23 protein-coding genes and 2 rRNA genes are annotated in these 20,126 nt (G+C 40.7%); 12 read left to right on the top strand and 13 right to left on the bottom strand.

What is annotated here, in order from left to right; genetic code table 11:
• From purD to N2257_07105, 6 genes are all read right to left on the bottom strand, one after another.
• A partial coding sequence (purD, locus tag N2257_07130; GenBank protein ID MCX7794156.1) for a phosphoribosylamine--glycine ligase occupies positions 1 to 823 on the bottom strand: 823 nt, incomplete at its 3' end.
• Positions 820 to 1,719, bottom strand: a complete 900-nt coding sequence (locus N2257_07125) for a protoglobin domain-containing protein (GenBank protein ID MCX7794155.1) — start codon at positions 1,717 to 1,719, stop codon at positions 820 to 822. The genes purD and N2257_07125, both read right to left, overlap by 4 nt.
• A 1-nt stretch (position 1,720) precedes the next feature.
• Positions 1,721 to 3,262: a bifunctional phosphoribosylaminoimidazolecarboxamide formyltransferase/IMP cyclohydrolase gene (gene purH / locus N2257_07120; protein ID MCX7794154.1), complete on the bottom strand. Its 1,542-nt coding sequence runs from the start codon at positions 3,260 to 3,262 to the stop codon at positions 1,721 to 1,723.
• Positions 3,263 to 3,355: 93 nt separating this feature from the next.
• Positions 3,356 to 4,039, bottom strand: a complete 684-nt coding sequence (gene radC / locus N2257_07115; GenBank protein MCX7794153.1) for a DNA repair protein RadC — start codon at positions 4,037 to 4,039, stop codon at positions 3,356 to 3,358.
• Positions 4,040 to 4,041: 2 nt separating this feature from the next.
• A complete protein-coding gene (locus N2257_07110; protein ID MCX7794152.1) occupies positions 4,042 to 4,674 on the bottom strand; it encodes a hypothetical protein in 633 nt (210 codons plus the stop codon).
• A gap of 301 nt (positions 4,675 to 4,975) precedes the next feature.
• Complete coding sequence (locus N2257_07105; protein MCX7794151.1) at positions 4,976 to 5,233, bottom strand: hypothetical protein; 258 nt, start codon at positions 5,231 to 5,233, stop codon at positions 4,976 to 4,978.
• A gap of 193 nt (positions 5,234 to 5,426) precedes the next feature.
• Between N2257_07105 and N2257_07100 the strand changes: the two genes are divergently transcribed.
• From N2257_07100 to N2257_07070, 7 genes are read left to right on the top strand one after another with little or no spacing between them, the layout of a single operon-like run.
• The gene (locus N2257_07100; protein MCX7794150.1) at positions 5,427 to 5,702 is read left to right on the top strand and encodes a DUF5132 domain-containing protein; all 276 of its coding nucleotides are present in this window, start codon (positions 5,427 to 5,429) and stop codon (positions 5,700 to 5,702) included.
• A complete protein-coding gene (locus N2257_07095; protein MCX7794149.1) occupies positions 5,695 to 6,168 on the top strand; it encodes a hypothetical protein in 474 nt (157 codons plus the stop codon). Before N2257_07100 ends, N2257_07095 begins: the two co-directional genes overlap by 8 nt.
• A 53-nt stretch (positions 6,169 to 6,221) precedes the next feature.
• Positions 6,222 to 6,854, top strand: a complete 633-nt coding sequence (locus N2257_07090; GenBank protein ID MCX7794148.1) for a hypothetical protein — start codon at positions 6,222 to 6,224, stop codon at positions 6,852 to 6,854.
• 32 nt (positions 6,855 to 6,886) lie between these two features.
• Positions 6,887 to 10,015 carry a cation-transporting P-type ATPase gene (locus N2257_07085; protein MCX7794147.1) on the top strand — a complete coding sequence of 1,043 codons (3,129 nt, stop codon included), beginning with the start codon at positions 6,887 to 6,889 and terminating at the stop codon, positions 10,013 to 10,015.
• Positions 10,012 to 11,193, top strand: coding sequence for a methionine adenosyltransferase (gene metK / locus N2257_07080; GenBank protein ID MCX7794146.1), 1,182 nt, complete (start codon positions 10,012 to 10,014; stop codon positions 11,191 to 11,193). Before N2257_07085 ends, metK begins: the two co-directional genes overlap by 4 nt.
• Positions 11,194 to 11,202: 9 nt before the next feature.
• A complete protein-coding gene (locus N2257_07075; GenBank protein ID MCX7794145.1) occupies positions 11,203 to 12,171 on the top strand; it encodes a magnesium transporter CorA family protein in 969 nt (322 codons plus the stop codon).
• The gene (locus N2257_07070) at positions 12,168 to 12,470 is read left to right on the top strand and encodes a DUF3562 domain-containing protein (GenBank protein ID MCX7794144.1); all 303 of its coding nucleotides are present in this window, start codon (positions 12,168 to 12,170) and stop codon (positions 12,468 to 12,470) included. The genes N2257_07075 and N2257_07070 overlap by 4 nt, the downstream gene beginning before the upstream one ends.
• Before the next feature lie 3 nt (positions 12,471 to 12,473).
• On the opposite strand, the gene N2257_07065 is transcribed toward N2257_07070, so the two are convergent.
• The 3 genes from N2257_07065 to ftsY form a co-directional block, all read right to left on the bottom strand.
• Positions 12,474 to 12,845 (bottom strand): hypothetical protein, encoded by a 372-nt coding sequence (locus tag N2257_07065; GenBank protein MCX7794143.1) that lies wholly within the window; start codon positions 12,843 to 12,845, stop codon positions 12,474 to 12,476.
• A 3-nt stretch (positions 12,846 to 12,848) separates the two neighbouring features.
• On the bottom strand, positions 12,849 to 13,139 hold the full coding sequence (locus N2257_07060) for a hypothetical protein (protein ID MCX7794142.1): 291 nt from the start codon (positions 13,137 to 13,139) through the stop codon (positions 12,849 to 12,851).
• Between the two features lie 99 nt (positions 13,140 to 13,238).
• On the bottom strand, positions 13,239 to 14,132 hold the full coding sequence (gene ftsY / locus N2257_07055) for a signal recognition particle-docking protein FtsY (protein MCX7794141.1): 894 nt from the start codon (positions 14,130 to 14,132) through the stop codon (positions 13,239 to 13,241).
• Positions 14,133 to 14,478: 346 nt separating this feature from the next.
• Here ftsY and purS point away from each other — a divergent pair, with 346 nt between their 5' ends.
• From purS to N2257_07035, 4 genes are read left to right on the top strand one after another with little or no spacing between them, the layout of a single operon-like run.
• The gene (gene purS, locus N2257_07050) at positions 14,479 to 14,775 is read left to right on the top strand and encodes a phosphoribosylformylglycinamidine synthase subunit PurS (protein MCX7794140.1); all 297 of its coding nucleotides are present in this window, start codon (positions 14,479 to 14,481) and stop codon (positions 14,773 to 14,775) included.
• A 25-nt stretch (positions 14,776 to 14,800) separates the two neighbouring features.
• Positions 14,801 to 15,541, top strand: coding sequence for a phosphoribosylformylglycinamidine synthase subunit PurQ (gene purQ, locus N2257_07045; GenBank protein ID MCX7794139.1), 741 nt, complete (start codon positions 14,801 to 14,803; stop codon positions 15,539 to 15,541).
• 39 nt (positions 15,542 to 15,580) lie between these two features.
• On the top strand, positions 15,581 to 16,561 hold the full coding sequence (locus N2257_07040) for an ABC transporter permease (GenBank protein ID MCX7794138.1): 981 nt from the start codon (positions 15,581 to 15,583) through the stop codon (positions 16,559 to 16,561).
• A complete protein-coding gene (locus N2257_07035) occupies positions 16,558 to 17,394 on the top strand; it encodes an ABC transporter permease (protein MCX7794137.1) in 837 nt (278 codons plus the stop codon). Before N2257_07040 ends, N2257_07035 begins: the two co-directional genes overlap by 4 nt.
• Here the strand turns inward: N2257_07035 and N2257_07030 are convergent.
• Positions 17,387 to 18,016, bottom strand: coding sequence for a hypothetical protein (locus tag N2257_07030; protein ID MCX7794136.1), 630 nt, complete (start codon positions 18,014 to 18,016; stop codon positions 17,387 to 17,389). The genes N2257_07035 and N2257_07030 overlap by 8 nt on opposite strands.
• Before the next feature lie 3 nt (positions 18,017 to 18,019).
• Positions 18,020 to 18,325, bottom strand: coding sequence for a hypothetical protein (locus tag N2257_07025; GenBank protein ID MCX7794135.1), 306 nt, complete (start codon positions 18,323 to 18,325; stop codon positions 18,020 to 18,022).
• 360 nt (positions 18,326 to 18,685) lie between these two features.
• On the opposite strand from N2257_07025, the gene pyrE reads away from it, so the two are divergent.
• Entirely contained in the window at positions 18,686 to 19,252 is a 567-nt protein-coding gene (gene pyrE / locus N2257_07020; protein ID MCX7794134.1) for an orotate phosphoribosyltransferase, read from the top strand.
• Position 19,253: 1 nt separating this feature from the next.
• On the opposite strand, the gene rrf is transcribed toward pyrE, so the two are convergent.
• Positions 19,254 to 19,371 (bottom strand): 5S ribosomal RNA (rrf, locus tag N2257_07015).
• 60 nt (positions 19,372 to 19,431) lie between these two features.
• Positions 19,432 to 20,126, bottom strand: a 23S ribosomal RNA gene (locus N2257_07010); the annotation flags it as partial.

Raw genomic sequence — 20,126 nt, 5'->3', positions numbered from 1 at the left:
CTCGGAGATGTGTATAAGAGACAGCTCCTCTGTATTCTATTCCCTCCTGTCTCAGCCCTTTCATCAGGGGTAGAAGTATCTTTGACATAACCTTTTTCTTTACTTGCTCTGTAACAACAGGAGCAGGACTGTAGGCACCCATTCCTCCTGTGTTTGGACCCTCGTCATTGTCAAAGACCCTTTTATGGTCCTGGGAGCTCACCATTGGAATAAGGGTTTTTCCATCTGTAAATGCCATGAAAGAGGCTTCCTCGCCCTCAAGGTAGTCCTCTATGACAACCCTCTCGCCTGCCTTGCCGAAGACCTGTTCTTTCATTATTAGCCTTACTGCCTCTATTGCCTCATCAATTGTTTTACATACAAAAACTCCTTTGCCTGCTGCAAGACCTTCTGCCTTTACAACAATGGGTGCACCTTTGAATTTTATATAGTCTTCGGCATGGAGATAGGAGGTGAAGACCCTGTAAGGAGCGGTGGCAATGTTATGCCTTTTCATGAATTCCTTTGCGAAAACCTTTGAGCTCTCAAGCTGTGCAGCTACCCGGGATGGTCCTACTATTCTTCTGCCCTCTTTCTGGAATGCATCAACTATTCCTTTTGCAAGTGGCTCCTCAGGACCAACTATTGTTAGGTCAATCCATTCATATTTTACGAAGTCAAGTATGGATGAAAAGTCTCCCGGACTCAGCTCCACACATTCTGCTATCTCTGAAATGCCTGCATTTCCAGGAAGGCAGTATATTTTATCCACCAAATCCGACTGGCTCAGTTTCCACACGATGGCATGTTCCCTTCCACCGCCACCAATTACAAGAACCTTCATCTTTTCTTCTCCTCTGCCTTTACAACAAGCCAGTATATAAAGCCTATAACAAGTATGGCTGCAATGAGATAGTATATTGTTTCCGGTCTTTCATGTTTTAAGGTTGCTATCATTGTTTCCCTTATCAGGGTTACAAGGGCAACTCCTATAAATATACTTATGTGGAATTTGCCTCCCTTTAAATGGGATATCTCTGTGTTCATGAGCTCAATCATTACCCAGAGTATTAGAAGTGAACCAAGTGATGAGATTATACCGTGATAGAGTTCACCGTGAAGAAGTCCTTTTAGATCATTTACAAAAAGCAAGATCACCCCTAGGGTGAGTCCTATAAGGGCAAGGATTAATATAAGGTTCATGGATTGTGAGAATTTCTCTGCAAAATCTACAAGGGTGCTTTTGAGTTTATAGACTGGCGAATAGGTCTTTATCTCCTCCTCAATATATGCTGAAGTTATAACATCAAGATTTATATCAAGGATCTTTTCAAAGGATATGATCTTCTTTGTCTTTTCTTCAGGAGGCTCCTCAATCCTGTTAAGGATCATGTTTATGCAGGTATTGCGGATGATGTTTATAGACCTGTTCATGAAATGGGCATCCACATTTGATTTTACATGAACAGAACCAATCCTTATGAGTCTCTCAAAATACCTGTGGTCATAGATGCCTGAAAAAAGATCAAGAAACCATGTTTTCTGACTTGAGAAGATGTGCTTCTTCTTTGTCTCATCAGTAAAGAATCTGGATGCCTCCCTGTCAGACATTATCCAGCTGCTGAGGCTGTCCATGACCTCATCAACATAGGAGGTCATAAGAGGTCTCAGTTCCTGCAATCTCCGCCTGTCCTCTTCTGTGAACCGGTATCTCTCTTTTATTTCCTTGAATGATCTCATATCAGTGCCTGAAATGCCTCACCCCGGTGATTAGCATCGCCATTCCATGCTCATCAGCAGCCTTTATAACCTCTTCGTCCTTAAGTGAACCGCCTGGCTGAATTACCGCTGTCACACCTGCCTCATGTAGGACATCAATTCCATCTCTAAAGGGAAAGAATCCATCAGAGGCTGCAACGCAGCCCTTTACTGGTTCCTGTGCAAGCATTGCACCTATCCTTGCTGAATAGACCCTGCTTGTCTGACCGACACCGATTCCAACTGTCCTGTCCTTCAGGGCATATACAATTGAGTTCGATTTTACATGTTTAACAACCCTCCAGGCAAATTCCAGCGCCTCGTATTCATCCGGTGTTGGCTGACGTTTTGTAACTGCCTTGAGATTTTTTACATCCACCTTCATGGTATCCCAGTCCTGGATAAGCATTCCTCCAGCTATCCTCTTCATTTCCCACCCTTTAAGGGGTTTTTTCAGGTCAGGAAGCCTGAGCAGTCTTATGTTAGGTTTCTGTGAGAAAATCTCTTTTGCAGACCTGTCAAAATCAGGAGCTATTATGACCTCAACAAAAAGCTTTATGATTTCTTCTGCTGCTGCACCGTCCACTGGAACATTAAAAGCAAGGACACCACCAAATGCAGAGATAGGATCAGTCTTACAGGCTTTTATGTAAGCATCCTTTGTACTGTCAGCTATGGCTACACCACAGGGATTATTATGCTTGATTATTACACAGCAAGGCCTGTCAAACTCAAGGGCAAGCATAAGTGCTGCATGGGCATCAAGATAGTTATTAAAGGACATCTCCTTTCCCTGCAGTATCTCTGCATCAACAAGGCTCAGTCCTCCAAGACCATCATCATAAAGACATGCCTTCTGATGGGGATTCTCACCGTATCTTAGACCAGAGACCTTCTTAAGAGGCATGATGAAATAGGGAGGAAATGTCTCTCCAGTTACACGATCAAGATAATTTGATATAATTGCATCATATCTTGATGTATGGGCAAAAACCTTTTTTGCAAGTCTGAGTTTTGTCTCATAGCTTATTTCACCATTCCTTGACCTCAATTCCTCAATTACTGAGCCATAATCATCAGGGTCAACTATAACAACAACATCCTTAAAATTCTTTGCCGCTGACCTAAGCATTGTGGGTCCACCGATGTCTATATTTTCTATTGCCTCATCAAAGGTCACATCAGGTCGGGCTGTAACTGTCTCAAAGGGATAGAGGTTTACGACCACCATATCAATAAGTCCAATATTGTGTTTTTTGAGCATCTCAAGGTGTTCGGGATTATCCCTTTTTGCAAGAAGTCCTCCATGAACCTTTGGATGCAGGGTCTTGAGTCTTCCCTCAAGCATCTCTGGAAATCCAGTATATTCACCTATCTCAATAGCTTGTATTCCTGCATCAAGAAGGCTCTTTCTTGTGCCTCCCGTAGAGATAATCTCCACTCCCATAGAACTGAGTGCCTTTGCAAATTCTACAATCCCTCTTTTGTCTGATACGCTTATTAATGCTCTTTTAATGACTGCCATATTTCCTCCTGATCTTTAATGTCTTATAATTTATGATTTAAGGTGATGAGAATTATCAAAGATTAAACCCATCACTCTTTACAGAGTGTATTACTATCGACCCTGTCTTCCCAAAAGACTCATATATTTTCCATCACCTATTATCACATGGTCAAGTACCTTAATCCCAATAATTCTTCCTGCTTCAACTAACACCTCTGTTACCTTAAGATCATCAGGGCTCGGTGATGGATCACCACTTGGATGGTTGTGAATGAATATAACAGAATGGGCAGATTCCTTTATTGCTTCTTTAAATGCCTCCCGTGGATGGATCAGTGAGTTTGTAAGTGTGCCCTCTGATATCTTAAGTTCTCTTATGAGTCTGTTTTTTGCATCAAGCATCGCACAGTAAAAAACCTCTTTCTTCATTCCCTTGAACCTTGGACTGAAGTACTCATAGACCTTCTGCGGATTTGAAAAGGCGAGTTCTGTTTTTGCTCTCTCTCTCATTAGGCGCCTTCCAAGCTCAAAGGCAGCACGGAGCTGAGCAATCTTTGCTGTTCCCATGCCCTTTATTTCTTGGAGTTCCTTTAAAGAGGCGTTACTTAATCCTTCAAGGCTTCTGAATCTATCAATGAGTTCTATGGAAAGCTCGATGGCTGTTTTTCCGCTCTCGCCGGTTCTTAGAATAATGGCAAGGAGCTGACTATCAGAAAGACCTTCGGGTCCGTCTTTAATTAGTCTTTCACGGGGTCTTTCCTCGGGAGGCCAGTCCTTGATGGTCTTTTTGGGCATTCTCATCCTCTGCCTGCCACAAAGGTTATCCATATTGTATTAAATACACTTGATGCATCCTTTAAAAAGGATTCTATGTCACCGTTCGGATTTTCATTTTTTAGATATCGATTATACTGCATGTCCAGGTATCTTAAAATTTCCTCCTTTAGTGTGCTATGGAAAGGATAGATGCATTTACCCATGAAGAATCTTTCATTCAGTCTGATAAACCTTGTTGCAAAGAGATCACCTGTTTTCAGCTGACTATCAGGTAACTGCCAGTCAGGATAAAAGACAGTATTTCTCAGAAGGTCCCTGAGTTTTATTCTGCCATCTTCAACACCCTCTACCTCATATAGACTTATCCTGCTTTCCTTAAGTGCATTTATAATATCTTTATCTACATCAGGCTCTGAATATTTCTCATAAAGCTCTATAAAACTTTCTCCGTAGGGATTTCTGTAATCTATGGTGAGCCAGTCATCAAAGTTAAGCTCTCCTATATCAAGGAGCATGCCATGAAGTAACTCCTCAGGTCTCTCCTCTTCCCAGAAGAGTTCATGGGCGTCCTGGATATCTTCCTGGTAGTGTTCGTAGATAAAATCGGTTATCTGATTAAGGACTCTGTAAATATCTTCTTGCATCTTTATCATTCAATATTTCTTTTTTGCTTCAATAAAATATCATAGAGAGTATATTTTCAGCAAGGTAAGACTTAGTTTTAAAAAAGGCATTATAAATTAAAGGGAAATTCAGAAAGGCGGCCCGTGGAGATTAAAAAATCACTTCTGGCAATGGATTAAAGGATTAGAGTTTTTTTTCAGTATATTGAAAGGACATTTTTTGTGTAGTTCTGTCATACAATACTCTTTGAGCTGAAATGCACTGGGCATATAAATTGTTACGTGAGCCACACATACTGATGACTTCATGAGATTCGGGCATCTGTTAACTTTAATCTTCATTGATATAGTTCTGAATCTCTTTCTTGGATAAAAAATGTTGTAAATGATTAAGAATATCTATCTTGCCGTCTTCGTATTTAATGACCACAATACCTTTAAATATATCTGGCCTTATGCTCCTTATTCCTTCAGGTACGGTTATGTAAGAAGAAATTTGTTTTAACTTTATGCGAGAAATATTCTTAATGGCAGGAATCTCAACCTTTAGCAATCCTGGACTGTGATGTATTATTCTGTAATCAATCATCTTACCCTCCTTAAGTTTTTAATCTTTACATTTATATTTAAACACTAAGTTATTAAAGAATCATGAAAAGTAAGTTAAATTTTTATTAAACCTTATTTTTTAAGCCTTAGGAAAGTAATGAAAAAAAATATAGACTGAAAGGTTTGTTTAACTATAATATTTAACTATCAAGAACAAAGTAGGGAGGTAGGCAATGGCAATCTTTAACAATGACTGGAAGGGCAATATATTGAGCGGTCTTGCCATAGGAATTGGTGCTGCCATCCTTGCACCTGTTGTTATCCCGGTACTTGCGGGTGCTGCAAAACCGATTGCAAAGGCTGCTATAAAAGGAGGCATCATTCTTTATGAGAAGGGTAAAGAAACCTTTGCAGAGGTGAGTGAGTTAGTTGAGGATCTTGTGGCTGAGGTAAAAGCTGAGATGGCAGAGACACATAAAGAGACAGCTGAGGGCGAAAAAGGTGCCTGATATACCTGATGCTTTCTGTATCCACAAGACTGCAGGACGGATGAGATTAAAGATACCATCAAAAAAGGGCGATGTAGAGTACTTTATTTCTCTTTCAGGACATATGGCAACAGTTAAGGGAATAGAAAGGATAGAATTTAATCCAGTTACTGGAAGTGTTCTTTTTATCTATGATGGTGATAGAGGCAACATAATAAGATACGCAGAAGAAAAAGGCTTTTTTAAGATTAATGATAATCATAAATATCCATCTAATTTCCATAAGAGGTTAACAGACCTTTTCCAGGAACTTAACAGGCATTTTAAGGATATGACAAACGGAGAAATGGACCTAGCAGCTTTATCTTTTATTATTTTGGTTTCTTTTGGTCTGTACCAGATTGCAAGAGGCAACTTTATAGCACCTGCATGGTACACAGCTTTCTGGTATGCCTTTAACATACTGTTAAAGGGCAAAAGCGAATAATTATAGGCCTCGATACTAACAACAAAAACTCTACTACAAAGGAGGTGTCCAAAATGACAAATCAAAAAATAGCAGAGGGTATGGAAAGTGGCACTGGTCTTGGTAAGGCTGGTACCACAATTAAAGAGGGTGTTATAAACAGTCTGAGGGGTATAGGAGAGATTGAGGCAGAGATTGTAAGTCTGGCAAAAAATACTGTTTCAAATACTCTGAAGGCAACAGGCACTGTAGCTAATGAAAGCTTAAACATCATAAAAGATATAGTAAAAGGAAGCATTCAGGCCACAGAAGAGGTAGGGACAGGGCTTATTTTAAGCACAAAGAGCATTGCAAAGGGTGTTGTCATGGGAGTGGCAGAGGTAGGTGGTGATGTAGTTTCAGCAGCCAGCCAGACGGTAAGGGGTGCTGTAAGAGGCGCAGCAGAAATAGGCGCAGATGTAGCCCTTGTTGCAAGAAGGGCAGTTGATGGTGTTATAGAGGCAACAAAGGAAATAGGCGGTGATGTAGAAGAAGTAGCAAAGGTAGCGGTTAGCGGAGCAATAGAGACTGCAGGAACTATAGGAAATACGGCCCTTATGGCTGTTAAAGAAATGCTAATTGGCGTAGTTGAGGGTGTAAAGGAGATTGCTGGAGCAGCCATTCCAAAAGTAAAAACACCCTCTGGAGAAACAGTAAAGGAGACTTAACAGTAAGCAATAAAATATGAAAATTCCTGTCAATGGTTCAGATCTTACATTCCATAAAGGGAAGGGCAAGGTATAAAGTAAGGGGGCTTTATCGTTCAGAGTCATTAAAGAAATTTCTTACATTAAAACTTTCAGAAAAAGAAGGTATAAAAAATTTTTCTATTAATATACTCACGGGAAACATCCTCGTTTACTTTAATTCTGATAATTCACCTCATGTCATAGCCTCCGTTATAAAAGAAGCTGTAATAGTCTACAATAAGACTAATTTCAGTAATGACAGAAAAACTCTTAAATCCTCATCTCATAAAAAAACGGGTGAGATTAAAAACAGAAAGCTAAGGAGACTGATTTCCCATGCTGAAAAACAGATTACCGAGCCATGGCATCTTATTGAATCTGAAAGAGTTTTAAAAATCTTTAATACCGACAGGAATTACGGTCTCTCAGAGCTTTCAGCCAGAGAAAATCTCAAAAAATACGGACCCAACATACTTCCCGAATCAGTGCCTCGTTCAGGTATAAGTATCTTTATCGATCAGTTTAAATCACTGCCTGTTGCTCTTCTGGGCGCTGCTGCAGTAATTTCTTTGCTTACGGGAGGGCTAGCTGATGCGATTATTATTATGGCAGTTGTAACGATAAATTCCACAATAGGTTATCTCACAGAGAGTCAGGCAGAAAAAACCATCCATTCACTGAAAAGTCTTATCAGACCCTATGCCCTGGTTATCAGGGATGGAATCCAGAGGGAAGTGGGCGTAGAGGAAATAGTTCCGGGAGATATAATTGTTCTTAGACCTGGCAGTTTTGTACCAGCTGATGCGAGATTATTAGAGGCTCATAACCTTAGTGTTGATGAGTCAGCACTTACTGGAGAAAGCATGCCAGTGCTTAAGACTCATGAGGTAATTAAATCGAACGGCTCAGAGCCTGGTTCTCACAAGTATGTTCCCCTTGCAGATAGAATCAATATGGTATATAGAGGAACACTTGTTACAGGTGGTCAGGGTTTAGGGGTAGTTGTAGCCACAGGAAGTTTCACGGAGATAGGAAAGATACAGACTCTGATTTCAGAAGTGAGAGCTCCTGAAACACCCATGGAAAGACAGCTAAGAAAGATCAGCGGGCAGCTAGTATTCATAGGTATGGCTGTTTGCGGGCTTGTATTTCTTATAGGAATTTTAAGGGGATACGGCTTGCTCCAGATGCTCAAAACATCCATATCCCTAGCAGTTGCTGCAGTTCCAGAAGGACTTCCGGCAGTGGCTACCACAACCCTTGCACTTGGAATAAGAAAGATGCGGCGGCATGGCGTAATTATAAGGCATTTAGAGGCAGTGGAAACCCTTGGTTCTATCCAGACCATATGTCTTGATAAAACAGGAACTATAACTTTTAATAGAATGGCTGTAGTTACTATATTTACCGGCATGAAAAGATTAAATGTAGTTGATGGGTCTTTTATATTATCTAGCTCAACTGGTAAGGTAGAAAAGGATATAAATAATTCAATACTTAATGCCTATGAAAATGATGAACTTCTCAGGCTCATACATGTCTGCACTCTCTGCAACGAGAGCGAGGTACTTCGGCAAGATGATAAATACATTGTGAACGGCACCTCTACAGAAAATGCCCTGATTTATATGGCAATAAGTGCAAAAGTAGATGTAATAAAAATCAGAAAGAAGTTTCCCCGTTTAAAAATATATCACCGCTCAGAAAAGAGAAATTACATGGTTACTCTACACAGTATAAAGGTATCAGGAAGTAAAAAGCCAGAAGGGATGATTGTTGCTATAAAAGGTAGTCCGTCAGAAGTACTATCACTCTGTAATTTCTACATGAAGGATGGAGTAAGGATCCCTCTTAATGATGAAGAAAGGCTTACTATAGAAATGGAAAATGAAAGGATGGCATGTAATGGTCTCAGGATACTCGGTGTGGCCTATGGTTTTATAGATGGAGATTTAAATAATTCTTTATTAAGCAAGCTAAAATCCGAAATTTATCCTGAGTTCCTAGCGAAGGAGATTGAGTTTATCTGGCTTGGACTGGTGGGTATGGCTGATCCCATACGGGACGGAGTAAAGGAATTGATAAATGCCTTTCACAGAGCGGGCATAGAAACAATAATGATTACCGGTGATCAGTCTCCCACAGCCTATGCGATTGGCAGAGAGTTGAACCTCAGCAGGGGAACACACCTTGAAATTCTCGATTCAACAAATCTGGTAAATATAGAACCTGAAATAATGAAAGCAATATTGAAAAATGTTCATGTCTTTTCTAGGGTGAGTCCTGCTCATAAACTCCAAATAGTTAAAGCTCTGCAGAGTGCAGGTAAGGTCGTAGCAATGACCGGGGATGGAATAAATGACGGTCCTGCACTCAAGGCTGCAGATATAGGTATTGCTATGGGAAACACCGGTACAGATGTAGCAAGAGAAGTCGCAGATGTTGTTGTTGAAGACGACAGACTTGAAACAATAATAATTGCCATAGGTCATGGAAGAGCAGTTTACAATAATATCAGAAAATCTCTCCGCTTTCTTCTTGCCACAAATTTAAGTGAGATAATGGTCATGTTCTCAGCTATATCAGCAGGTATGGGGCAGCCACTTAATGCAATGCAACTGCTCTGGCTCAATCTGGTTTCTGACATAGCTCCTGGTCTTGCACTTGCCCTAGAACCCCCTGAGCCTGACATTTTAATACATCCTCCCCGAAAGAAGGATGACCCTATTTTGAAATCCTCGGATTTTAAAAGAATAACCTTTGAATCAGCTATGTTATCAGCTGGTGCACTTGGTGCATATGGTTACGGTATTGCAAGATACGGTTTGGGTACAAGAGCAGGTAGTATTGCTTTTATGACCCTAACACTGGGTCAGCTTCTTCATGCCATAAGCTGTCGTTCAGAAAATTATTCAATTTTTGACAAAGAAAAATTAGCTTCTAACAGATATCTGAACCTTGCCCTTGGTGGCTCATTTATTTTACAGATTCTATCAATGGCTATTCCTGGCTTGAGGAGGCTTCTGGGTGTCGTTCCAATCGGTCTCATGGATGCTCTGGTCGTAGGAACAGGTGCAGTGATTCCCTTAATGGTTAATGAATCTACTAAAAAACTCCTTGCAAACAAGAGTAACTCATGAAAAGAGATTTTATATTTATATCAGAATCTGTAACAGAGGGTCATCCTGACAAGCTCTGTGACCAGATAAGTGATTCCATAGTTGACCATTTCCTGCAGAGGGACCCTTTCTCAAGGATAAGGGCAGAATGTGCCATATTTACAAATGTTGTTTTCATAGCAGCAAGATTTGAATCCAGCGCTGTTGTAGACTTTCCAAATATAGCAAGACAAGTAATAAATCAGGTTGGCTACACAGGAAATGGCTTTAATGCAAGAAGCTGCAGTATTCTTACAAGCATAAAGGAATTAAGACATGAGCACAACTATTTTGATGAAAAAGAGCTCACTGAGGAGGAAATAGAAAGAATACCAGCCTTTGACCAGGCCACTGTATTTGGGTTTGCCTGTAATCAAACGGCTTCTTACATGCCTATGCCGATCTGGCTAGCCCATAAACTCTCTAGACGCCTGACCTCGGTCAGGTTCCAGAATATACTCTCCTATCTCGAACCTGATGGAAAGACACAGGTGGGTGTAGAATACAAAAATGGAAGACCCCATCGTATTCATTCAATAACAATAATTGTCAGCCAGTCAAGCGAAAAACCTGATCCCAAACGTTTGAGGGAAGACATCATTGAATATGTAATAAAGCCTGCGCTTCATGATGAGGATATAAAGATGGATGACAGAACATCTATATTTATAAATCCTGAAGGCCCTGTTATCCCGGGAGGGCCCCTTGTTCATTCAGGTCTTACAGGAAGAAAGAATGCTGTTGACACTTATGGTGAATATGCAAGACACAGTGGTTCAGCTCTCAGCGGCAAGGATCCCTTAAGGATTGACAGGGTAGGAGCCTATGCAGCCCGTTATGCAGCAAAAAATATAGTGGCAGCAGGCCTTGCTGATGAATGTGAAGTCCAGCTTAGTTATTCCATAGGAATCTCCAGACCTGTAAGTATACAGATAGAGACATTCGGCACAGGCAAAATACCTGATGAGGAGATAGCAAGGCGCATAAACATATTTTTTGACTTCAGACCAGCAGGGATAATAAAGCAATTTAACCTCAGGTATATGCCATCTACTATCAAGGGAGGCTTTTACAGAAAGCTTGCTTCCTACGGACATGTTGGTAGAATGGATATAGGTCTTCCCTGGGAATTGACTGATAAGGCAGAGATGTTGAAATAGGTGGCTATTATGGAAGATAACGCAGTAGATTTCGAAGTTGGCCTGAATCTGAAAAGCATATGGGGTAAAAACTTCCTTTGGATTAATATCGATAACCCCTCTGCTTCTATACTAAATGCCCTCCTTGAGAGATACCGTTTTCATCCTTTAGATATAGAAGACTGTATTTCAAAAACCCAGATACCTAAAATAGACATTTATAAGGATTATCTTTTTATTATTCTTCATTTTCCAAGATATATAAAGGAAAAGAGGTTTTCCATACCATCCCAGGTTGGGATTTTTCTTGGTAAAGACTTTCTTGTCACTGTCCATTCAGGAGAATTGAAGCCCATAAACAGGATTTTTTCTCTCTGTAAAGAAGACGAAGAGGCCTATAATGAATATCTCGGCAGGTCACCGTCCTTTCTTCTCTACAAAATAATCCATGCCCTTATAAAGAATATAATGCTCATGCTGCAAAAAGTAATTGCTGACATAGAAAGGATTGAGGAAAAGGTATTTGATGAATCCACTGATGCTGTAAGAGAGGTTACAGAGCTAAGGCATAATATAGCCAATATAAGAAGGGTTGTTACATCTCTCAGGGTTGTTATTCATGACCTTGAAAAAAGAATTCAGAGATTTTCAGACAGTGGTATGGATGTATATTTTGGAGATCTTTCTGACTATGTAGACAGGGCATGGACGATTCTCGAGGAGTGCAAAGAGACAATAGAAATTTATAAAGACACGGACTTCATTATAAGTTCAGACAGAACAAACAAGATTCTGGCACTTTTAACCATTGTATTTACACTTTCCATACCTGCAACCATTCTGGGTACATTCTATGGCATGAATATTAATCTCCCGGGTGGAAGTGAAAATCCATGGACCTTTCTTGGTCAATATACAACCTTAATTGTAATTATTATACTATCTGTTATTCCGGCTATTTTTATGTATATTCTTTTTAAAAGATTAAAGTGGCTATGATATCCGATAATGACAGAAATGCTGAGAGAGCAAATCACCTGAACAAAAAAGAGGCACAATCCTTTCAAACGTCTGACTCAGATATCAGTTTATATGAGGATGAAAAGGAGAGAAAGGTTCATTTTGATGCAATTGCATCACTGGTAATGAAAACCGGTTTGGCATTCCAGGATGTGCAGAAAACTTATGAGGGAGTGTTGAAGGAGTTCAAAAGAACTGCAAGGATAAAAGACTTTCTTCCTGTTCTCGTAACGAGAAGGGTTGAGAATCTAATAAATAATATGAAAAAATCCCCTTAATAATTAAATCAATATTGTCAGGAAGGACAGAGGTGTTCTTTCTAAAGCCATTCCTGCAAAGGTACTGAAAAGAGATTTTCCTATAACGGCTCCTGCCTTTGATGCGGCTTTATGTATATATTCATCATTTGTTATAGCTTTAGAGGAATCAAAATAACCTTTTCTTTCGAGAATATCAATTATATCTGTATGTTTGATCATTTTATGATTGTAATTAACAAGAAGGCTACCTGTAATCATGTTAATTTCAACTGTGGCTATTCCATAAAGGGAACTCAGACTCTTTCTTATGTCATCAGCTGCTGACCTGTTATTCTTGATAACAGGGCTCTTAATTCTCAATCTGCCTGGTATGTTATGAATATAATAATTCATTATCTATACCTCCTTGATCAAGAATTTTTTAAAGGTCCTGCATGCGGGATAATCAGAGCATCTGAATCTTATAATATCTCCTTCAATTCTGTAGAGATTCATAAGCTTGCCACATCTCGGGCATACAGGTCTGCCCTGTATTTCCTGTTTTTTTGCCCCGTTAATAAACTGTCTTCCGCACATGATGCACTGGTACCTTTGCCTTCCCCTAATTTTTCCATATCTATACACAGCCTCTGAATCGCATACAGGACATTTAACCATTGTAGTTTGGAGTCCTTCTACAATCTCCATATTTTTATTAAACATTTTTGTTATTACATCATTATTAAAAGATTGTTAATTTTTTGTTACATTAAGGCAGAAGGGTTCTAAGGCGGGCTTTTAATTATTTTATTGAAGAAGGGCATCCACAAATTCTTCAGGTTTAAAGTCCGCAAGGTCTTCAATTCCTTCACCAAGGCCTATTAATTTTACAGGTATATTGAGTTCTTTTTTTATTGCAAAGACCATCCCGCCCTTTGACGTGCCATCAAGTTTTGTGAGGGCAATGCCGGTGACACCTATGGCGTCATTGAATAGTCTCGCCTGATTGAGGGCATTCTGACCCGTAGTCGCATCAAGAACAAGAAGGCTCTCATGGGGTGCCTCTGGAATGGCTTTCTGAATAACCCTTTTTATCTTTTTCAGCTCTTCCATCAGTGGGCTCTTTGTATGGAGTCTGCCAGCTGTATCTATTATTACAACTTCTGCATTCCTTGCCCTTGCTGATTGAATTGCGTCAAAGGCAACTGCTGCAGGATCAGAACCCATCTGGTGTTTTATGAGCTGGGCATCAGTTCTTTTTGCCCATACCTCAAGCTGCTCAATTGCAGCAGCCCTGAATGTATCGGATGCAGCGATGATGACCTTTTTACCCTCTAACCTGAATCTATGACTCAGTTTTCCAATTGTTGTTGTCTTTCCTACACCATTTACTCCAACCATGAGTATTACAGCAGGCGGGGTTTCAGGTATATTTAAATGCACCGGTGCGCCAAGGAGCTTCAGCATGCTTTCCCTTAAAAGCTCTCTAATATCCCTGTGATTGCTTCTTTTTGCCTCTTCCCTTAAGGTTCCAAGAAGTTCTACTGTTGCCTTTGGACCAACATCGGCAAGCAGTAATGCCTCCTCTAGCTGCTCAAATGAACTTTCATTCATAGAAACACTGAACAGGGAGCCCATCCGTTCGATGAGGCCTTTTTTTGTCTTTTCAAGACCTTTTTTGAATAGATCAAGAAGTGCCATTTCTAACTCCAGAGGATTATTATATCAGAGAGAAAGAATTTTTTATTTCCTTAAAATCCTTAATGTTCTTAACAAAAAGACCGATTCCACATCCTCAAGAAATTTCTTAATTCTTTACCATCTTATATCAAGATATTCATGAACAACAATATTTCTCATAGAGCCACGAAATCCATTCTCCCGAGTTCTCATCAACGTAGAGGGTTGAAAAATTTTCAGTAAATTCTTTATATTTTCGGGTATATTTTTTTTAGGATGCAAGGACAATCATTCATAAATTATTTTACCACAGGAAAAAGGCCGGCTTAAAAAGATTTTTACATTAGCAGTTGTGTTAAAATAACTCATGAAGGCAAGGGTCTATGTGACATTAAAAAAAGGTGTACTCGATCCCCAGGGAAAGGCCGTGCAGTCAGGTCTTGAGCATCTTGGTTTCAGGGGAATAAAGGATGTGAGGGTTGGAAAGCTAATAGAGATAGAGCTTGAAGGACTGACTCTCGAAGAGGCACAGAAGTCTCTTAAGGAGATGTGTGAGAGCCTTCTTGCCAACACGGTGATTGAAGATTATCATTTTGAAATAGGAGAGGGTCCGGAAAAGGTTACAGACAGATGTATCTTATCAGAGGGCAGGGTTATTGCCTGAAGAAGCTGATGGGCCCGGGAGGGGTCTGATGTTTGGAGTTGTTGTATTTCCTGGAAGCAACTGTGACCATGACTGCTATCACGTGCTCAAGCACGTACTCGGACAGCCGGTTCAGTTTATATGGCATCAGGAGGAGACAATAGATCCTTCCTTTAAGGTGATTGTCCTTCCCGGAGGTTTTTCATACGGTGATTACCTTAGGACTGGTGCAATTGCTAGATTCTCTCCTATAATGAAGGCAGTGAAACGTTTTGCTCAGAATGGTGGTCTGGTTATAGGCATATGCAATGGTTTCCAGATACTACTTGAGGCGAGGCTCCTTCCAGGGGCAATGCTTCGTAACAGAGGTCTCAGATTTATCTGTAGAGATGTATATATAAGGGTGGAAAATAATAAAACACCCTTTACCAGTGAATGCACAAGGGGTCAGGTCTTAAAGATTCCAATTGCTCATGGTGAGGGAAACTACTTTGCCACGCCTGAGGTTCTAAAGGAATTAAGGGATAATAATCAGATCGTTTTTCGTTATTGTACCAGTGACGGTGCTGTAAATGAGCAGGCAAATCCAAACGGCTCTTTAGACAATATTGCAGGAATAATTAACAAGGAGGGCAATATCCTCGGGATGATGCCCCATCCTGAAAGGGCTTCTGAGGAGATACTCGGTAATACCGATGGGCTTTATATATTCAGATCAATAATCAGCTCGCTGGGGCTGGGAGAATTAGAACATTCAGGTCTTCAGGTTTCATCTCTCACATGTTAGATTGAATGAATCTGCATTATTTCTTTTAATGGAAGGCCAATGAAGGTATATATCTTTAAACGCCTTCTTGCGATGGTACCCATTCTCTTTGGAATAACAGTGATCACCTTCATTGTTATTCACCTTGCACCTGGTGGTCCTGTTGAAAGTCAGACAGAACTGAATATAAAGGCGTCCCCGGAGGCTAGGGAGAATCTTAAGAAACTATACGGTCTTGATAAGCCACTCCACATCCAGTACTTTGAATGGCTCAAGAGATTTCTAAGGCTTGATTTCGGAGAATCCTTTGTTGACCAGAGAAAGGTAATAGATAAGATAAAAGAGAGGTTACCTATCACACTTTCAATAAATATTCTTTCCATGACAGTAATCTTTCTCTTTGCCTTACCCATCGGAGTTTTTTCTGCCTGGAAGAGGAATTCGCTTTTTGACAGGATAACCACTGTATTTGTCTTTGCAGGATTCTCTGTTCCCCATTTCTGGCTCGCACTTCTTTTGATGATACTTTTTGGTGTTGAGCTCGGCTGGCTTCCTATCTCGGGTATCCAGAGTATAGAGACAGAAGGTATGACCTTCTTTGAAAGAGTAATAGATGTAGCAAGACATCTCATCCTTCCTGTACTGGTTGCTGCCACAGGCGGTATAGCAGGGCTTTCAAGATACAGCCGGTCGAGCATGCTCGAGGTTTTAAGGCAGGATTACATAAGAACAGCAAGGGCAAAAGGCCTGCCAGAAAAAACAGTTATATTCAGACACGGACTTAGAAATGCATTGCTTCCGGTGGTGACTATACTTGGTCTTTCTATACCAGGTCTTATTGGTGGCAGCGTAATATTTGAGACTATATTCGCCATTCCTGGGATGGGTCAGCTTTATTACTCATCTGCAATGGCAAGGGATTATCCTGTTGTCATGGGAATGCTTGTCATAATTGCTTTACTTACGCTGCTTGGCAATCTAATTGCAGACATCGCCTATGCCCTTGTTGATCCAAGGATAAGGGTGGGTCAGAAGGGATGACCGGTATTATTGAAAATTTCAGAAATAATCCTGTTTCCCTGGCTGCCCTTTTAATAATAATCCTGCTCTTAGCAGTTGCCCTTTTTGCACCTTATATAGCTCCCTATTCACCCACAGAGATAGATGTGGACAATGTACTTTCACCACCAAGCCTTAAACATCCCTTTGGAACAGATGAGCTCGGAAGAGATGTACTATCACGAATGATTTATGGTGTCCGAGTATCGCTAAGTGTGGGTTTTGTTGCTGTCTCAATTGCAGTTTTCACAGGAATGATTGTAGGAGCCCTGGCAGGTTATTATGGTGGCAGGGTTGATTCCATCTTGATGAGATTTGTTGATATAATGCTGACCTTTCCGACCATATTTCTTATACTGGCAGTTGTCATAATAGTGGAGCAGAGCATATGGACCATAATGATAATTATCGGACTTACCGGCTGGATGGATGTGGCAAGACTTGTAAGGGCAGAGTTTCTTACACTCAGGGAGAGAGAATTTGTACTTGCAGCAAGGGCGCTGGGGCTTAATAATATCAGGATTATATTCAGGCATATACTTCCAAACAGCCTTGCACCGGTATTCGTGGCTGCAGTATTCGGCATAGCAGGTGCAATCCTGACTGAGTCTGCTCTTTCTTTTCTTGGATTTGGCATAAGGCCACCAGAGCCGAGTTGGGGAAATATCCTAAGTTCTGGTAAGGACCATATAGAGGTTGCCTGGTGGCTTTCCTTTTTTCCTGGACTTGCAATATTTATAACAACACTTAGTTACAATCTTGTTGGAGAGACGCTAAGGGATAGTCTTGACCCAAGGCTGAGGACTATTAAGTAAAAAATCTTGCACTCCATTCTTCTGCTATTTCTCTGGCTACAGACTCCATTGTATCAAAAAGTGCTCTTGAGAGGGATTCCTTCGCCGGCTTCAAGATCAAGGGAAGTTTAACAGAACTGGAGAGAATCTTTGTCTCAAGATTATAAAGATGGAGAATATTAAATATAAGTTTTTTGAGGTCTTCTTTTTTATAAGCAAGTCTGATAGCACTGTGAAGGCTTTCTTCATCCATCCAGTGATGGAGTATGGTGCAGACAAATCTTGCAAGGGTTTCTATCCTTCTTCTTCTTAATTCTTCGACCTCATTATAGGGAATCTTTAACGAAAGAGGAACGGAGCTGGTTTTCTCGAGAAATTCTTCATCAATCCTTTTGGTCTTTTCAATAATTTTATCAAATTCAGTCTTTGAGACCTTTCTTTCAAGGTTGAAGGCATCAAAGATAAGTTTTATGGCAAGGGAGTCTTTTTTGATTTCCTTTTCCACATTATCATCGATAAATTTAGATATGGCAGGCATAAGTACCCTGAAAAAAGCCTGGTGCCTTAAATTATCGATTGTTCTCGCGCTGAAGGTATGCATGAGTGAGCCGTATTCTTTTGAGATCATTTGAAGTTTATTCATGAACTATCTGAACTGTAATCTATTCCTTTCTTTCAGAATCTTTACAATCCTATATCCTCCGCAGGGTATCTCAGAGAGGCCGGCATGGAAATCACAGTCATTAAGGCTGAATTTACAACTTTTACATAGTTCATTATCCTCAATAGCAAGAGGAGTAAAGAGTTTATTTTCAATCAAGCCTTTTAATTCTCCTGGTGTTAAAGAGAGTTTTAAAAAATTAAAAGCACCACATGATAGACTTTCTTTTCCAGATTTATAATAACTGCAGAATCTTTTGCAGATAATGTTTCTGTATTCTTGATCTTCCATTTATACTCTTTTATACCCTGTTTGCTGGTCTTAAGGAAATAAGCTGCCAGGTCTTTTCATCAATCTCATCTAAATATTCACTGATTTTATATATCCTGCCGCAGGACCTGCAGCTCAGATATACTGATCTTCAATCCATCTGAAGCTCTAGAACCCCTTCACAAACCCTGCACTTCATAATTTAATTATACCAGATAAAATTACAGCTTCAATTCTTGAGACCGAAAAAATCCCTCTAAACTTATTTGCATTAGATAAACTTTTTCAGAAACCAATATTGACTTAATTAAACACATGAGGTAATATGAGTTTGACAGCAAAAACAAAACCTCTGTTATAAATTATACATTTTAAAGTTTAATGAACGATAGGGAAAGACTTATAGAACTGATTAAAATCCGCTCGTATAAATACAGTGAAAAGCCTTTCAGGCTTTCATCGGGTATTTACAGTAATTATTACTTCAATCTAAAACAGACTACCTACAGCCCTGCAGGTCTTTATCTAGTAGGAAAGCTTATTTTTGAAAAAATTAAAGAGCTGGGTTTAAAGGTAGATGCCATTGGTGGACTTACCATGGGAGCTGACCCAATTGCCTTTGCCGTTGCCAGATATTCCTATGATATGAATGAGCCAATAGAGGCATTTGTAATAAGGAAAGAACCAAAAGGTCACGGCACAATGTCACAGATTGAAGGCAATGTAAAAGAGGGTAACAGAGTGATAATAATTGATGATGTTGTAACAACAGGAGCATCAACAATAAAGGCAATCAATGTGGCAAAGGCAGCAGGATTAATAATTGTCGGTGTGATAGCCCTTCTTGACAGGTGCGAGCAAAATGGAAGGCAGAATATAGAGGCCTTAGGCTACCCTTTCTGGAGTATTCTTACAGTCAGGGACTTTGGAATTAATCCTGAAAATTAAAATGCGGCGGCGACCTACTTTCCCATGACCTCACCGGTCATAGTATCATCGGCCCTGGAGGGCTTAACTGCCGTGTTCGGGATGGGAACGGGTGTTTCCCCTCCGGTATCGCCACCGCAAAATTCTATTTTATTTTACAAAATAAATCCTAAAAAATCAAATTTGACAACATGGTTTAAGAGGTCAAGTCAAACGGGTTATTAGTACTGGTCGGCTCAACACCTTACGGTGCTTACACCTCCAGCCTATCTACCTGGTAGTCTACCAGGACCCTTCAGGGAGACCTTATCTCGGGGTGGGCTTCCCGCTTAGATGCCTTCAGCGGTTATCCCTTCCGGACATAGCTACCCAGCATTGCCCCTGGCAGGACAACTGGAACACTAGAGGTCCGTCCGTCCCGGTCCTCTCGTACTAGGGACAGCTCCCCTCAAGTCTCCTCCGGCCACAGCAGATAGGGACCGAACTGTCTCACGACGTTCTGAACCCAACTCACGTACCGCTTTAATGGGCGAACAGCCCAACCCTTGGGACCTACTTCAGCCCCAGGATGCGATGAGTCGACATCGAGGTGCCAAACCGGGCCGTCGATGTGAACTCTTGGGCCCGATCAGCCTGTTATCCCCGGCGTACCTTTTATCCGTTGAGCGATGGCCCTTCCACTCAGTGCCACCGGATCACTAAGCCCTGGTTTCCCACCTGCTCGGCTCGTCAGCCTCACAGTTAAGCCACCTTATGCCTTTGCACTCAACGGCTGGTTTCCGTCCAGCCTGAGGTGACCTTTGGACGCCTCCGTTACCCTTTAGGAGGCGACCGCCCCAGTCAAACTGCCCGCCAGACACTGTCCCGTGACCAGCTTCATGGCCTCCGGTTAGAG

The organism is Thermodesulfovibrionales bacterium, assembly GCA_026417875.1.
In the GTDB taxonomy this organism is placed as follows: Bacteria; Nitrospirota; Thermodesulfovibrionia; order Thermodesulfovibrionales; family CALJEL01; genus CALJEL01.
The sequence above is the reverse complement of the archived record's forward strand: the minus strand, read 5'-3'. Positions and strand labels throughout refer to the sequence as shown.

Coding starts and splice junctions, on each gene's coding strand:
- N2257_07125 (MCX7794155.1), bottom strand. CDS start 1,719: ATGAGATCATTCAAGGAAATAAAAGAGAGATACCGGTTCACAGAAGAG.
- purH (MCX7794154.1), bottom strand. CDS start 3,262: ATGGCAGTCATTAAAAGAGCATTAATAAGCGTATCAGACAAAAGAGGG.
- radC (MCX7794153.1), bottom strand. CDS start 4,039: ATGCCCAAAAAGACCATCAAGGACTGGCCTCCCGAGGAAAGACCCCGT.
- N2257_07110 (MCX7794152.1), bottom strand. CDS start 4,674: ATGATAAAGATGCAAGAAGATATTTACAGAGTCCTTAATCAGATAACC.
- N2257_07105 (MCX7794151.1), bottom strand. CDS start 5,233: ATGATTGATTACAGAATAATACATCACAGTCCAGGATTGCTAAAGGTT.
- N2257_07100 (MCX7794150.1), top strand. CDS start 5,427: ATGGCAATCTTTAACAATGACTGGAAGGGCAATATATTGAGCGGTCTT.
- N2257_07090 (MCX7794148.1), top strand. CDS start 6,222: ATGACAAATCAAAAAATAGCAGAGGGTATGGAAAGTGGCACTGGTCTT.
- N2257_07085 (MCX7794147.1), top strand. CDS start 6,887: ATGGTTCAGATCTTACATTCCATAAAGGGAAGGGCAAGGTATAAAGTA.
- metK (MCX7794146.1), top strand. CDS start 10,012: ATGAAAAGAGATTTTATATTTATATCAGAATCTGTAACAGAGGGTCAT.
- N2257_07075 (MCX7794145.1), top strand. CDS start 11,203: ATGGAAGATAACGCAGTAGATTTCGAAGTTGGCCTGAATCTGAAAAGC.
- N2257_07070 (MCX7794144.1), top strand. CDS start 12,168: ATGATATCCGATAATGACAGAAATGCTGAGAGAGCAAATCACCTGAAC.
- N2257_07065 (MCX7794143.1), bottom strand. CDS start 12,845: ATGAATTATTATATTCATAACATACCAGGCAGATTGAGAATTAAGAGC.
- N2257_07060 (MCX7794142.1), bottom strand. CDS start 13,139: ATGGAGATTGTAGAAGGACTCCAAACTACAATGGTTAAATGTCCTGTA.
- ftsY (MCX7794141.1), bottom strand. CDS start 14,132: ATGGCACTTCTTGATCTATTCAAAAAAGGTCTTGAAAAGACAAAAAAA.
- purS (MCX7794140.1), top strand. CDS start 14,479: ATGAAGGCAAGGGTCTATGTGACATTAAAAAAAGGTGTACTCGATCCC.
- N2257_07040 (MCX7794138.1), top strand. CDS start 15,581: ATGAAGGTATATATCTTTAAACGCCTTCTTGCGATGGTACCCATTCTC.
- N2257_07035 (MCX7794137.1), top strand. CDS start 16,558: ATGACCGGTATTATTGAAAATTTCAGAAATAATCCTGTTTCCCTGGCT.
- N2257_07030 (MCX7794136.1), bottom strand. CDS start 18,016: ATGAATAAACTTCAAATGATCTCAAAAGAATACGGCTCACTCATGCAT.
- N2257_07025 (MCX7794135.1), bottom strand. CDS start 18,325: ATGGAAGATCAAGAATACAGAAACATTATCTGCAAAAGATTCTGCAGT.
- pyrE (MCX7794134.1), top strand. CDS start 18,686: ATGAACGATAGGGAAAGACTTATAGAACTGATTAAAATCCGCTCGTAT.